This is a genomic window from Paenirhodobacter enshiensis (assembly GCF_000740785.1).
Lineage (GTDB): Bacteria > Pseudomonadota > Alphaproteobacteria > Rhodobacterales > Rhodobacteraceae > Rhodobacter > Rhodobacter enshiensis.
On the sequence record NZ_JFZB01000002.1, the window covers coordinates 81,354 to 95,124 of the forward strand.

14 protein-coding genes are annotated in these 13,771 nt (G+C 68.4%); 9 read left to right on the forward strand and 5 right to left on the reverse strand.

Annotation, left to right across the window (positions count from 1 at the left end; all coding sequences use genetic code 11):
• The first annotated feature begins 207 nt into the window (after positions 1 to 207).
• Positions 208 to 1,077, forward strand: a complete 870-nt coding sequence (locus CG50_RS01905; RefSeq protein ID WP_036634581.1) for a 50S ribosomal protein L11 methyltransferase — start codon at positions 208 to 210, stop codon at positions 1,075 to 1,077.
• A 112-nt stretch (positions 1,078 to 1,189) separates the two neighbouring features.
• Complete coding sequence (locus tag CG50_RS01910; RefSeq protein ID WP_036634582.1) at positions 1,190 to 1,510, forward strand: hypothetical protein; 321 nt, start codon at positions 1,190 to 1,192, stop codon at positions 1,508 to 1,510.
• Positions 1,511 to 1,598: 88 nt separating this feature from the next.
• On the opposite strand, the gene CG50_RS01915 is transcribed toward CG50_RS01910, so the two are convergent.
• Complete coding sequence (locus tag CG50_RS01915) at positions 1,599 to 1,787, reverse strand: DUF1127 domain-containing protein (protein ID WP_036634616.1); 189 nt, start codon at positions 1,785 to 1,787, stop codon at positions 1,599 to 1,601.
• A 321-nt stretch (positions 1,788 to 2,108) separates the two neighbouring features.
• Between CG50_RS01915 and ruvC the strand changes: the two genes are divergently transcribed.
• The 4 genes from ruvC (at position 2,109) to CG50_RS01935 (ending at position 5,078) form a co-directional block, all read left to right on the forward strand.
• Positions 2,109 to 2,660: a crossover junction endodeoxyribonuclease RuvC gene (gene ruvC / locus CG50_RS01920; RefSeq protein WP_036634583.1), complete on the forward strand. Its 552-nt coding sequence runs from the start codon at positions 2,109 to 2,111 to the stop codon at positions 2,658 to 2,660.
• Positions 2,657 to 3,328, forward strand: coding sequence for a Holliday junction branch migration protein RuvA (gene ruvA / locus CG50_RS01925; RefSeq protein ID WP_036634584.1), 672 nt, complete (start codon positions 2,657 to 2,659; stop codon positions 3,326 to 3,328). Before ruvC ends, ruvA begins: the two co-directional genes overlap by 4 nt.
• Before the next feature lie 107 nt (positions 3,329 to 3,435).
• Positions 3,436 to 4,515, forward strand: coding sequence for a Holliday junction branch migration DNA helicase RuvB (ruvB, locus tag CG50_RS01930; RefSeq protein ID WP_051909370.1), 1,080 nt, complete (start codon positions 3,436 to 3,438; stop codon positions 4,513 to 4,515).
• A gap of 152 nt (positions 4,516 to 4,667) precedes the next feature.
• Complete coding sequence (locus CG50_RS01935; protein ID WP_036634619.1) at positions 4,668 to 5,078, forward strand: group III truncated hemoglobin; 411 nt, start codon at positions 4,668 to 4,670, stop codon at positions 5,076 to 5,078.
• 7 nt (positions 5,079 to 5,085) lie between these two features.
• On the opposite strand, the gene CG50_RS01940 is transcribed toward CG50_RS01935, so the two are convergent.
• Together CG50_RS01940 and CG50_RS01945 are read right to left on the reverse strand one after the other, a co-directional pair.
• Entirely contained in the window at positions 5,086 to 6,123 is a 1,038-nt protein-coding gene (locus tag CG50_RS01940) for a YcjF family protein (RefSeq protein ID WP_245615559.1), read from the reverse strand.
• A complete protein-coding gene (locus CG50_RS01945) occupies positions 6,120 to 7,469 on the reverse strand; it encodes a YcjX family GTP-binding protein (protein WP_051909377.1) in 1,350 nt (449 codons plus the stop codon). The genes CG50_RS01940 and CG50_RS01945 overlap by 4 nt, the downstream gene beginning before the upstream one ends.
• A 297-nt stretch (positions 7,470 to 7,766) precedes the next feature.
• Here CG50_RS01945 and truA point away from each other — a divergent pair, with 297 nt between their 5' ends.
• Entirely contained in the window at positions 7,767 to 8,534 is a 768-nt protein-coding gene (gene truA / locus CG50_RS01950; RefSeq protein ID WP_036634588.1) for a tRNA pseudouridine(38-40) synthase TruA, read from the forward strand.
• Positions 8,535 to 8,604: 70 nt separating this feature from the next.
• On the opposite strand, the gene CG50_RS01955 is transcribed toward truA, so the two are convergent.
• Both CG50_RS01955 and CG50_RS01960 read right to left on the reverse strand, forming a co-directional pair.
• Positions 8,605 to 10,530: a polysaccharide biosynthesis protein gene (locus CG50_RS01955; RefSeq protein WP_081880238.1), complete on the reverse strand. Its 1,926-nt coding sequence runs from the start codon at positions 10,528 to 10,530 to the stop codon at positions 8,605 to 8,607.
• Positions 10,531 to 10,741: 211 nt separating this feature from the next.
• Positions 10,742 to 11,347 (reverse strand): sugar transferase, encoded by a 606-nt coding sequence (locus tag CG50_RS01960; RefSeq protein ID WP_036634589.1) that lies wholly within the window; start codon positions 11,345 to 11,347, stop codon positions 10,742 to 10,744.
• Between the two features lie 184 nt (positions 11,348 to 11,531).
• Between CG50_RS01960 and CG50_RS01965 the strand changes: the two genes are divergently transcribed.
• Positions 11,532 to 12,668 (forward strand): polysaccharide biosynthesis/export family protein, encoded by a 1,137-nt coding sequence (locus tag CG50_RS01965; protein ID WP_051909372.1) that lies wholly within the window; start codon positions 11,532 to 11,534, stop codon positions 12,666 to 12,668.
• A gap of 83 nt (positions 12,669 to 12,751) precedes the next feature.
• The gene (locus CG50_RS01970) at positions 12,752 to 13,621 is read left to right on the forward strand and encodes a branched-chain amino acid aminotransferase (protein WP_036634591.1); all 870 of its coding nucleotides are present in this window, start codon (positions 12,752 to 12,754) and stop codon (positions 13,619 to 13,621) included.
• The last annotated feature ends 150 nt before the right edge of the window (positions 13,622 to 13,771 follow it).

Genomic DNA, 13,771 nt, shown 5'->3' on the forward strand with positions numbered 1-13,771 from the left:
GCGGCGACGTCGGATAGGGGCGATATGGGCGTTCCTTGCGATCATTCCGGCCGGTTAACGGAATTGCCTCCGCGAGTCAAAGAAAATGCAGGCACATGCGGAACTGGCCCCACCCGAAGTTGCGAAATGGCCTCATCGCCGCGCGCGGCCCGCTTGACGCCTGCACCGCTTCGCGTCATGGCAGGATCAAAGCCGAAAGGACCGATCATGCCCACCTTCACCGCCTTCACGACGCTTTCCGACCGCGATCAGGCCGAGGCTCTGGCCGAACTGGTCGAGGGGCTCGATCCCGCGCCCTATGGCGTCGGCGTGTTCGAAATCGAGGACGGCTCGGGCATGTGGGAAGTGGGCTCGTATTTCCTGGCCGAACCCGATTCCATCGTGCTCGACCTGCTGGCGTTGTCGCATGGCGCGGCGCCCTTCGCGGTGTCCGAACTGCCGGAAACCGACTGGGTGGCCCATGTCCGGCGCGAGCTGTCGCCGGTCGAGGCCGGGCGGTTCTTCGTCTATGGCAGCCACGACGCCGACAAGGTGCCCGCGGACAGCATCCCGCTGCTGATCGAGGCCGCGATGGCCTTCGGCACCGGCCATCACGGCACCACGCTCGGCTGCCTGACCGCGCTCGACGCGCTGGCGACTTCCGGAGTGCACGCGAAGAACACCGTCGATATCGGCTGCGGCACCGCGGTTCTCGGCATGGCCGCGGCGCGGATCTGGCCCGAGCATGTCCTCGCCTCCGACATCGACCCGGTGGCGGTCGAGACCGCTGCGGCGAACGTGACGGCGAACGGACTCGAAGGCCGGGTGACCTGCCTCGAAGCCGCCGGTTTCGGGCACCCGCAGCTGATCGCCGCCGCGCCCTACGATCTGATCTTCGCCAATATCCTCAAGGCGCCGCTGATCGGGCTCGCCCCCGATATGGGGCGCTATTGCGCGCCGGGCGGTCACGTGATCCTGTCGGGCATCCTGAACGAGCAGGCCGATGACGTGATCGCCGCCTACCTGCCGCAGGGCTTCGAACTCGCCTCGCGCAAGAGCTTCGGCGACTGGACCACGCTGGTGATGCGCCGCCTCTGAGGCGCCTGCCCGGGGGGGCGGGCGAAGACCCGCTCCCGGACAAAATCCCCAACTATGAAAGGGCCGCACGCGTCGGTATGATCCTTGCATTACCAGTTCGGGATGTCACCCCATGGGCAATGATCCGCATGACGACTTCCAGCAACGTCTGGCGCGTATCCGGGACAGACAGGCCGCCGACGGCCAACGAGGCCGGCGCGATATCCGGCACGGTGCGCTGTTCTGGCTGGTGCGCGTGCCGCTCGGTGCGGTGATAGTTCTGCTGCTGCTGAAGACTGTGACCTTCGCCACGCTCGGCTCGGCCGAATATGCCCGCCGCATCGAAGTGCTGGAGAATGGCGACCCGACGGCGCGCATCCTTGCCGACATATTGCGCCCCGACATGATCAGCGGTCCTTACGGAGAGCTGCTCGGCCGCTTTCTGCGCCGCTGAAGCGATACAGCGGACATGAAAAAGCCGCGCGGGCCCGGGCCCGGCGCGGCTTTCGATAAGCGACTTCCGGAGACCGGAACCGCAGGCCTCAGCGGCCGATGTTCTCAGCTTCGTAGCGCGTCAGGCCGATATCGGCGAGTTCGCGATCGCTCAGCCCGGCAAGGGCGGCACGGGTCCGGCGCGCCTCGTTCCAGGCGGCAAACTTGGTGAAGAGCTTGGCGAAGACACCGGCATGACCGGCATGGGCCGAAGCGCGGAAGGTATCGATAGCGGACATTTTCTGCATCCCGTTCATAAACTGCGCCCAAACAGGACGCCAACATCATGGCGCTGCAAATAAGCTGGGCAGTTTGCGAAAACAACGACGCGAGAGGGCATTCCCGCCATGCGCCGATGTCATGGCTTGGGTCAAAAATCCGTTAAAATTCAAAGCCTCGACAGAATCGTCGATTCGGCGCATCAGAATGACCGATTGTTGCCACCCGAACCGTCATTTCGCCGGCCGATGCACAGTTTCGCCTTTGCCCCATATTCGCGGTTTCAGATGTTCACCATTCGTGCTAATCCTTGCCGCAAAATAAATCGAGGGCGGGCGACGATGCGGGTGATCGGAATCGATCCTGGGCTGCGAAACATGGGCTGGGGCGTCATCGAGATGGACGGCAGCCGGCTGCGCCACATCGCGAATGGAATCATCCACTCCGCCGGCGACGACCTGTCGATCCGGCTGCTGAAGCTGCACGCGGGCCTCGTCGATGTGATCGCGCGCTACGCCCCCGAGACCGCGGCGGTCGAACAGACCTTCGTGAACAAGGACGCGGTGGCGACGCTGAAACTCGGTCAGGCGCGCGGCATCGCGCTGCTCGCCCCGGCGCAGGCGGGGCTGAGCATCGGCGAATACGCCCCGAACGCGATCAAGAAGGCGGTGGTCGGCGTCGGCCATGCCGACAAGATCCAGGTCCAGCACATGGTGCGCCAACAGCTTCCCGGCGTCACCTTCGACGGCCCCGACGCCGCCGACGCGCTCGCCATCGCGATCTGCCACGCCTTCCATTCGCAGGCCGTGCGCCGCACCCAGGCCGCCATACTCGGCCGCGGCGCACTCGAGATCACCGCCGGACAGGCCCGTATCCGCAGGAGTATCGAATGATCGGTCGCATCGCCGGCATCCTGATCCACCGCGCCATGGATCATGTGATGATCGACGTCCATGGCGTCGGCTATATCGTCCATGTCTCGACCCGCACCGCCCAGTCCCTGCCCACCGTGGGCGAGGCCTGCGCGCTTTATACCGAGCTTCTGGTGCGCGAAGATCTGCTGCAGCTGTTCGGCTTCCCGACACTGCTGGAAAAGGAATGGCACCGGCTGCTGATCTCGGTGCAGGGCATCGGCGCGAAGGCCGCGCTCGCCATTCTCGGCACGCTCGGCCCCGAGGGGCTCGGCCGGGCGATCGCGCTCGGCGACTGGAGCTCGATCCGCAGCGCGCCGGGGGTCGGCCCGAAACTCGCGCAGCGCGTGGTGATGGAGCTGAAGGGCAAGGCACCGACGGTGATGGCGCTCGGCGGCACGCTGACGGTCGACGCCGCCCCCGCCGAGGTGCTCGAACCCGCCGCCCCGGCGCGGCCCACGAAACGCTCCCCCGCCACGGCCCCCACCGTCAACACCACGGCCGAGGCACTGAGCGCGCTGACCAACCTCGGCTATGCGCCCACCGAGGCCGCCGCCGCCGTAGCCGAAGCCAGCGCAGCCCCCGAGATCGCCGCCGACACCGCGAAGCTGATCCGCGCCGCGCTGCGCCTTCTCGCCCCGAAGGACTGAGCCCCGGCGCCGAAAGCCGCGCCCTCCCTTTCGGCTTTCCACAAATATCCCGGGGTGCGGGGCAGCGCCCCGCTTGCTCCGCCCGCCGCCAGGACCCACAATAGGCCATGACCGAACCCGACCCCACCCTGCGCCCCGAGCGCCTGCCCGAAGACGCAGACCCCACCCTGCGCCCCGAGCGCCTGCCCGAAGACGCAGACCGCGCCCTGCGTCCGCAAAGCCTGGAGGAATTCGTCGGCCAGGCCGAGGCGCGCGCGAACCTTCGGGTGTTCATCGAAAGCGCGAAGATGCGCGGTCAGGCGATGGATCACACGCTGTTCCACGGCCCGCCCGGCCTTGGCAAGACCACGCTGGCGCAGATCATGGCGCGCGAGCTCGGGGTGAATTTCAAGATGACCTCGGGGCCGGTGCTGGCGAAAGCAGGCGATCTCGCGGCGATCCTGACCAACCTCGAAGCCCGCGACGTGCTGTTCATCGACGAGATCCACCGCCTCAGCCCCGCGATCGAGGAAGTGCTCTACCCGGCGATGGAGGACTTCGAGCTCGATCTGGTGATCGGCGAGGGTCCGGCCGCGCGCACCGTGCGGATCGAGCTGCAACCCTTTACCCTGGTCGGCGCGACCACCCGCCTCGGTCTGCTGACGACGCCGCTGCGCGACCGGTTCGGCATCCCGACGCGGCTGCAGTTCTATACCGAGGATGAGCTCGATCTGATCGTCAGCCGCGGCGCGCGGCTGCTCGGCATTCCGGCCGATCCAGAGGGCACGCGCGAGATCGCCAAACGCGCCCGCGGCACGCCGCGCATCGCCGGCCGGCTGCTGCGCCGCGTCGTCGATTTCGCGCTGGTCGAGGGCGACGGACGTCTGACACGGGCCATCGCCGACCGGGCGCTGACCCGGCTCGGGGTCGACATCCTCGGCCTCGACGGGGCGGACCGGCGTTACATGATGCTGATGGCCGAACATTACGGTGGCGGCCCGGTCGGGGTGGAAACGCTGTCCGCCGCGCTGTCGGAAAGCCGCGACGCGATCGAGGAAGTGATCGAGCCCTACCTGTTGCAACAGGGGCTGGTGCAGCGCACGCCGCGCGGGCGGATGCTCGGGCATCGTGCCTGGCGCCATCTCGGACTCGAGGCGCCGAGGCCGGTCGCCCCGCCGCCGCAGGACGATCTGTTCCGGGAAGAGTGAGCGATCTTTCCCGGGCGATTGAAAGGATGGGGGCTCTGCCCCCTCGGGCTTCGCCCTCACCCCCGGGATATTTTCGGCGAATCGAAAGCAGGGGCGGCGCGCTTGCAGGAGCAGAGCTTGCGCGCGTGGGCAGCGCGGCCTATCTCGGGGCCATGAGCAGTGCCGTTCCGCCCCGTTTCGAGATTTCCGAAGCCGACATCGACCGTGTCGTGCGCCTATTCTATGCGCGCGTGCGGCTGCATCCGGTGCTCGGCCCGATCTTCGCGGCGCGCGTCGGGGACTGGCCTTCGCACGAAGCCAAGGTCGCCCGGTTCTGGAAAGGCGCGATCCTGCATTCCGGGGGCTACGAAGGGTCTCCGATGATGGCGCACCGGCGTGCGGGCAATGTCCGGCCGGCGCATTTTCCCGAATGGCTCGGCACGTTCGACATTGTGCTGCGCGAAACGCTGAGCCCCGAGGCCGCGGCCGGCTGGTCGGCGCTGGCGCATCGGATCGGCACCGGGCTGCGGCAGGGCGTCGAGGATATCGGCAGCGCCGCGGGCGCCGTGCCGAAGCTGCGCTGACCCGATCTCAGGACGCGGGGTCGTCCGGCCCGGCGTCACTCGCCGTCTTTGCGGACTTGTCCTTGCCGAAAATGCCCGCAAGCGCGCGACCGCTGAGCGAGGTCACCCGCGGCTTCGGCAGGGCCCTGAACGGCATCGGGCGGCACACCTCCATCGCCGCGATGCCGACGCGGGCGGTGAGCGCGCCGTTCACCACCCCCTCGCCGAAGCGGCGCGACAGCTTCGCCGCGATGTGACCGCCGGTCACCGTCTCGATCAGATCGTCGCCCGCCGCGACCATCCCCGTCGCCACCAGATGCGTCATCACCGTGCGCCCGAGCCGCAGCGCACCGAGCGTTCCCGTGCGCCCGCCGTAGATCTCGGCCAAACGACGGATCATCCGCACATTGGCGGTCAGCGCCGCCACCACATCGGCAAGCGCGAGCGGCACCAGCGCGGTGACGGTGGCGACGGTGCGCACAGCCGCCTCGACCTCCAGCCGGGCGGCGGCATCGAGAGGCGCCATCAGCTCGGTCTCGGCAAGCGTCATCAGGGTGTGCGGGTCGAGCTGTTCGGGCGCGCGTTCGGCCAGACGGGCGAGGCCCCAGCTCAGTTCCGGGCGCGCAGCGTAAAGCGTGGTGAGACGGCCGAGCGCGGCCTGCGCGCGAGTGAGATCGTCGCCCTCGGCCGCAGCACTCACCGCGTGCTGCACCGCGTCGAGCCGGCCGAGACGGGCGAAGGCCAGAGCCTCGCGCCCCGCGATGAGCAGCGCAGCCACCGCGAACAGCGCGAAGAGCACCGTGGCGATCCAGCCGAGCAGCGGGTTCGCCGCGAACATCCCCTCGACGAAGCGCCACGACGCGACCGAGACCACGAAGGAGACGAGCGCCCCCGTCGCCCCCCAGAACAACCGCCCGATCCGCGACGGCGGACGCGCCGCGAGTCGCGCCGCGATCTGCATCGCGCGGCCCTCGGCCGGGGGGAGAGTGTCATCGTCCGGCACGGGGGGCGCCTCGGCCGGGGAGGCACCGGGGTCGGCCATGTCGACGATCAGCGGCTTTTTCACAGCTTGTCTCCGATCAGGAATTCGGCGGCGCGGTCGAGGCGGATATGCGGCGGCCCCTCGCCCGGGCGCAGTGCGCCGGCGGCGGGGATGAAGTCCATCAGCGCGTAATCGCCGTCGAGCCAGCTCTCGGCCCCCGCGCGCGCCGGGGCGAGAAGCTGCGCGGGATCGGCCGGAAGCTCTCCGGCATAAAGCGCGACGGAGCGCCCGTCGGCGAGGCGTCCACGCACCGCGGGCAGGGTCTCGCCTTCGGCGCTGAGCGTCTCCTCGGTCGTGGTGCGCAGCGCGGCGATCGACAGGGCCAGCGTCTCGGCCCCGGCGAAATCGGCGCGGTCGCGCGCCTCGCGCAGCAGCGCGCCGGTGATCGCGGTCAGCCGGGCGTGTTGTTCGTGGTGAAGATGGTCGGCCTTGGTCGCGGCGAAAAGGATCTTCCCGATCCGGTGCCCACCGAGGAGCGCCGTCAGCCAGCCGGCCGTGCCCGGGCGGAAGGCGCGCAGGATCCCGGCCATCGAGCGGCGCAGATCCTCGAGCGCGGCGGGGCCGGCATGGATCGCGCCGAGGACATCGACCAGCACCACCTGACGGTCGATCCTGGCGAAATGGTCGCGGAAGAACGGGCGCACGACATGGGATTTGTAGGCCTCGTAGCGGCGCGCCATCTCGCGGCCGAGCGAGCCTTTGGGGTAGCCTTCGGGCGCGGGCGGAACCGGCGCGAAGGTGAGCGCGGGGGAGCCCGCCATCTCGCCGGGCAGCAGGAACCGGCCGGGCGAGCAATCGGACCAGCCGGCCGCACGTGCGAGGGTGAGGTGCTCGGTGAAGGCCTGCGCGAGCGCGCGGGCGCGGGTCTCGTCATGGGGCGCGGCGAGGTCGGTCGCGGCGAGCAGGTCGAGGAAAGCGGCCGCTCCCGGCCGCGACGGCAGGCGGGCGAGCGTGCCCGCGGACCAGCTCGCGAAGTCCTGCTCCATCAGGCCGAGGTCGAGAAGCCATTCGCCGGGGTAATCCACGATGTCGAGATGCACCGTGCGCATTCCCCTGAGCCCGCCGAGCAGCCCCGAGGGCGCGATGCGGAAGCTGATCCTGAGTTCCGAGACGGCGCGGGTCCCCTCGGGCCAGTGCGGGGAGGGACCGGTCAGCGCGGCGAGGTGGCTTTCGTAATCGAAGCGCGGCACGGTGTCGTCGGGCTGCGGGCGCAGGAAGGCGGCACGGATCTGCGCGGCGCCGGTCAATGCGGGCATCCGGCCGCGGTCGAGCAGATTGGCCACCAGCGCGGTGATGAACACCGTCTTGCCGGCCCGCGACAGGCCGGTGACGCCGAGGCGGATCACCGGCTCGAACAGGGTTTCGGACATCTGGGCGCCGAACCCCTCGACCTTGCGGGCGAGGCCGTCGGCGATGTCGGTGAGGGCTGGGGGCAAGGGCAGTCTCCGTCTTTCCCCCGAAACATAGGCAGGGGGGCGGGGGATTCACAGGGGGGCGGGATCGTTCGGGGAAGAAGGGGGCGCTGCCCCCTCTTTGCCCTGACGGGCAAATTCACCCCCGGGATATTTGCGGCGAATCGAAAGGGCGAGGGGGCTTTGCGACGATGCGCGGCGGGAAGGCCATGGGGAGGATTGCGTTTCGGGGCGCGGGCGCGCTAGAGCGGGGGCATGCCGAGATATGCGTTCAGGATCGAATATGACGGGGCCCCCTTTGCCGGATGGCAGAGGCAGGCGGAGCTGCCCTCGGTGCAGGGTGCCATCGAGGCGGCGCTGGCGCGGCTGGAGCCCGGGCCGCACACCATCGCCGCGGCCGGGCGCACCGACGCGGGCGTTCATGCGACCGCGCAGGTCGCCCATGCCGATCTGACGAAAGAGTGGGATCCGTTCCGGCTGTCCGAGGCGCTGAACCACCATCTGAAGCCCCTGCCCGTCGCCATCGTCGCCTGCGCGCGGGTGGACGAGACGTTTCACGCCCGGTTCTCGGCCGTCGAGCGGCGCTATCTGTTCCGGCTGCTCGCCCGGCGCGCACCCGCGACGCATGACCGCGGGCTGGTGTGGCAGGTGCAAAATCCGCTCGATGCCGGGGCGATGCGCGAAGGCGCGGCCTCGCTGATCGGGCATCACGATTTCACCACCTTCCGCTCCTCGATCTGCCAGGCGAAGAGCCCGGTCAAGACGCTCGACGAGATCCGCATCGAGGAAGTGGAGGTGCCGAACGGGCGTGAATACCGCTTCCATCTGCGCGCGCGCAGCTTCCTGCACAATCAGGTGCGCTCGATCGTCGGCACGCTGGAGCGGGTCGGGGCCGGGGCCTGGGCGCCCGAACGGGTGGGCGAGGCTCTGGCCGCCTGCGACCGCGCGGCCTGCGGGCCGGTCTGCCCGCCGCAGGGGCTTTATTTGTGCGGGGTGAAATACCCGGTCGATCCCTTCGTCTGAGGGACGCGCGGCGCTCCTCGCAAGACGCGGGGACCCCGAAGGGATGCGAAAAGCGCGGCCGGTGACGGCGCTATTGCGCCGCCTTGCCAAGCGCGCGGCGCGCTTCGACGATGCGGCACTGCATCGCGGTCTCGGGCAGGCTTTGCGGGGTGTATTCCGGCACCATCCGGGCGGTGACGGCGATCACCTCGGCGTCCGAGCCATGCTCGATCGCCACGCGCAGATCGCGCAGGCAGGATTCGGTATCGGCCTCGCTCAGGTGATCCTCGCGCACGCGGATGATCTTCTTGTGCGCCGTCGCCTGCGCGCCCTTGCGCACCATCAGCTCTTCATAGAGCTTTTCGCCCGGGCGCAGGCCGACCACCTGAATCTCGATGTCGCCGTTCGGATTGCGTTCATCGCGCACGGTGTAGCCCGCCGATTCGATCATCCGCCGCGCCAGATCGGCGATGCGCACCGGCTTGCCCATGTCGAGGACATAGACCTCGCCGCCCGCCGCGAAGGAACCGGCGAGCAGCACCAGCCGCGAGGCTTCCTCGATGGTCATGAAATAGCGCGTCACCCGCAGATCGGTCAGCGTCACCGGACCGCCGCGGGCGATCTGCTGCTGGAACCGCGGGATGACCGAGCCCGACGACCCCATCACGTTGCCGAAGCGCACGATGGAATAGATCGTGCCCGGCGAGCGCGCCGCCAGATCCTGCACGATCAGCTCGGCCATGCGTTTCGAGGCACCCATCAGATTGCCCGGCCGCACCGCCTTGTCCGACGAGATCAGCACGAAGCGCCGCACCCCCGCGACGGCCGCGGCCCGCGCCAGAACCGCCGTGCCGATCACGTTGTTCGCCATGCCGACGCGCGGATTCATCTCGACCAGCGGCACATGCTTGTAGGCGGCGGCGTGCAGCACGATTCCAATGTCATGCGCCTTCATCACCTGCGACACGTGGATCGCATCGGCGATCGAACCCAGCACCGGAACGATCTCGGTGCCGAGGGTCTCGGCCATCACGCGCATTTCCTGATCGGCTCGGTAGAGCGCGAATTCCGACAGCTCGAACAACACCAGCCGCGCCGGGCGGCACGCCATGACCTGACGGCACAACTCCAGCCCGATCGAGCCGCCCGCGCCGGTGATGAGGACATTCGCCCCCTCGTAGGCGGTGCAGCCGGCGTGCATGGTGTCGCTGAGCGGATCGCGGTGCAGCAGCTTCGCCGGCCCTGCGGGCATCAGCTTGCTCATCAGCGCCTCGCCGCCATGGACCTGGGTGAAGGCGGGAAGCGTCTGCACATCGAGGCCGAGCCGTGCCAGCCGCTCCGAGATGAAGGTCTGCTTGTCGACCGAAACCGAGGGCATCGCCAGGATCACCCGGTTCAGCTTGAACTGGTCGCGCACCTGCGCCGCACGCACGCCCGGATAGATCGGCAGCCCGTTGACATTCATCCCCGCAAGCGTCGCATTGTCGTCGAAGAACGCGTAGACGAGCAGATCGTCGGCCTTCTTCAGCTCGCGTGCGAGCGTCATGCCGGTGCGCCCGGCGCCGTAGATCGCCACCCGCGGAAAGTGCCGCGACCGGCGGTAGACCGAAGACAGAACCGAAACCAGCACCCGCCGCGCCGTGAAGAAGCCCGCGAAATACACCAGCGCGAACACCACATGGAAGGCGATGCGCATGTCCATGTCGAGGAACTGGCCAAGCGCGGCATAGAACGCCCCGATCAGCACCGCCATCAGCAGCGAGCGCGAAATCGCATCGCCCTGATACTCCTTGAGCCGCAGCCGGTTCAGCCCGCTGAGCACGCTCAGCGCGCCGGCGACGACCATCGTGGCCAGCACCAGCGGCCAGTGATCCCACATCCGGCTGAGCAGCACGTTCGGCCACACCCCCAGAAGCAGCAGCGTCACCGCGTCGGCCAGCGGCACCAGCGCCACATCGACCGCGAACAGGATGATCGCCTTCTGCCAGCGCGTCAGCGAAATGATCGTCTTCAGCATTCTACCGCCTACCGCCTGCCCGGCCGGATCGGCCGGGTCTCGCCTGGGTTTTGCCACAGATACCTCCGCGCGGCGCCGCGGGCAACCGTCGGAACCCCACGCAGCCTTGCCCCACAGTCTTGCGGGCGGGACTTCGCCCGTTTTTCGCCCCGATCCCGCCGGAGGGGGGCCGGACGGGGGCCCGCACGACCGTCGGGCGAAAGTAAGGTCCTCAGTGCAGGACCCGCCGCATCGTGCGCCAGATCAGCACCAGATCGAAGCACACCGAGCGGTTGCGGGCATACATCAGGTCCAGTCGCGCTTTCTCCGGCACGCAGCGGCGGGTGTAGATCGCATCGGCCTCGGCCGCGGTGGTGCAGCGCGCCAGCAACCATTCTTCGTGCCGGTGATAGCAGAGCGAAGCGAGCCCGGTGACGCCGGGGCGCGACTTCAGCACCTCGCCATAGACCCCGGGGAAGCGCTCGACCATCTCGCGCAAAGGCGGGCGCGGACCGACGAAACTGATGTCGCCCTTCAGGATGTTCCAGATCTGAGGCAGTTCATCGAGCCGGGTGCGGCGCAGCACCCGCCCGGCCGGGGTGATCCGCCCCGCCTTATGCGCGCCGCTGATGCCGGAATCGTTGCGATCGACCGTCATGGTGCGGAACTTCCACAGCCGGAAGGCGTGATCGGGGGCGTTCATCCGCTCGGCCGCATAAAACCACGGGCGGCCCTGCGTCAGCGCCAGAACCGCCCAGATCGCGACCCCGATCAGCGCCACGAAGGGCAGGATCAGCAGGGCGAAAAGAATGTCGAACAGGCGCTTGCCGAAAGTCATGTCTCACCTTTGTGCCGGACGGCACAGACCTGCCCAAGACCTGCCGGTGCCGCGACCGTCCGCGTTCTGGCGCTTGTGAATCGTGCCGTTTCGCCCCATACGGAAAGCAAAGGCTCCGGTCTGACTCGCGCTGCCACGCGAGGCTTACCATCGCAGAGCTCTGAACGAAACGGGGGAAGTCCGAATGAAGTCATGGCGTCGCATCTCCGGCGGTGTGCTCCTGCTCAGTTCCGTCGCGGCCTGCACCCTGCCCCGCAACGCCCCCCTGCGCAGCGAAATCGTCAGGAACGACCAGTCCCAGACCCAGGATTTCGCGCATTACGAGGTCGACAGCAAACTGCTGCCCGTGGTGGCGTCGTGGCGCCCGGGAAGCGGCGCGCTGGCCACGAGCGGGACGAACTGGCCGAAGGGCGGCACCGCCTCGGCCAAGGCCTCGGGGCAGATCATCGCACCGGGCGATGCCGTCGAGATCGGCGTGTGGGAAAACGGCGACAACAAGCTGATGACCACGCCCGGCACCCCCTCGGCGCAGCTTCAGGCAACGCGGGTCTCGCCCTCGGGCAATGTCTTCGTGCCCTATGTCGGCGCGGTGAAGGTCGCGGGCCTCAGCCCCGATGCCGCGCGCGAGCGCATCCAGTCCCGCGTGGCCGAAATGATCCCCGCCGCGCAGGTGCAGCTGAACGCCAAGCCGGGGACGCAGAATTCTGTCGATCTGGTCGGCGGCGTCGCCTCGCCCGGGCAAATCCCGCTCGACGACCGGTCGCTGACCGTGCTCGGGCTGATCGCGCGCGGCGGCGGGGTGCCGGCTGCGCTGACGAACCCGCAGCTGAAGCTGTTCCGCGGCGGGCGCTCCTACTCGATCTCGATGAAGGCGCTGACCGACAACCCGGCGAACGACATCACCGTCCAGCCCGGCGACAAGCTGATCGTGGGCAGAGACGAACGTTCGTTCATCGCGCTCGGCGCGACCGGGCAGCAGAAGGTGGTTTATTTTCCGAAGGACCAGATCAGCGCGATCGAAGCGGTTTCGCTCCTTGGCGGTGTCGACGCGAACCGCGCCAACCCGAAGGGCGTGCTGATTCTGCGCCAGTATCCGGCTTCGGCGGTTCATGCCGACGGCAAGGGCGGTCCGACCAACGGGCGCGTGGTGTTCTCGATCAACCTGACCACCACCGACGGGCTGTTCTCGGCCCAGAACTTCACGATCCAGCCCGGCGACCTCGTGGTCGGCACCGAAAGCCCGATCGTGGGTCTGCGCACGATCCTGTCGCTGTTCAACACCTCGGCCACCTCGGTCTATTACGTCGACCGGGTCAACTGAGGCGCTTGACACCGATACAATCGGATTTCTGGACCTCGATTGCGGCGCATGTATAAACGGCGCCGCAATCAGGAGGTTCAGACATGGCGTTCGGCAAGAATATCCGCACCTATTTCGAAGGTCAGTGGCACGAGGGCGACATCGCCGTCATGCGCGCGGCCGACCACGGCCTGTGGCAGGGCTCGTCGATCTTCGACGGCGCGCGCCTGTTCGACGGGCTGATCCCCGACCTCGACGCGCATTGCGCGCGCGCCAACCGCTCGGCCGAGGCTCTGATGATCACCCCCACCGTCGACGCCGGCGAGATGGTCGAGATCGCGAAGGAAGGCCTGCGCAAATACGAAAAGGGCGCCGCGGTCTACGTGCGCCCGATGTATTGGGCGATCGACGGTTCGGATCTCGGGGTCTCGCCGATGGAGAACTCGACCCGCTTCGCGCTGTGCCTCGAGGAAGTGCCGATGCCCGATCCGGAAAAGGGCACGACGCTGACCACGACCTCGTTCCGCCGCCCGGTGCTGGCCGACAACGTGTGCAACGCCAAGGCCGGCTGCCTCTATCCGAACAACGCCCGGATGCTGGTCGAGGCGAAGCGCAAGGGCTTCGGCAACGCGCTGGTGCAGGACGCGATGGGCAATGTCGCCGAAACCGCCACCGCCAACGTCTGGATGGTGAAGGACGGCGAATATTTCACGCCCATCGCCAACGGCACCTTCCTCGCCGGCCTGACCCGCAAGCGCCACATGAAGAACCTGCGCGAAGCCGGCTACACGGTGAACGAGACAGTCCTCACCCTCGACGACTTCCGCGCCGCCGACGAGGTGTTCCTCACCGGCAACTTCTCCAAGGTGCAGCCGGTCGCGGGCTTCGACGACGTGGTCTACAAAGAGCGCAAGTTCACCCGCAAGGCGCGCGAGATCTACATGGACTGGGCCGCCGGCTGCCCGCTGGTCTGACCCCGCGCCCGCCGTCCCCCCCCCCCGGCCACACCGGCCGGGGACCCTCCGGATGTTCCGCGGAAAGCGCGCCCTCTGCTCCCTTTCGATTCGCCTCAAATATCCCGGGGGTGAGGGCCGTCAGGCCCGAGGGGGCAGAGCCCCCTCCTT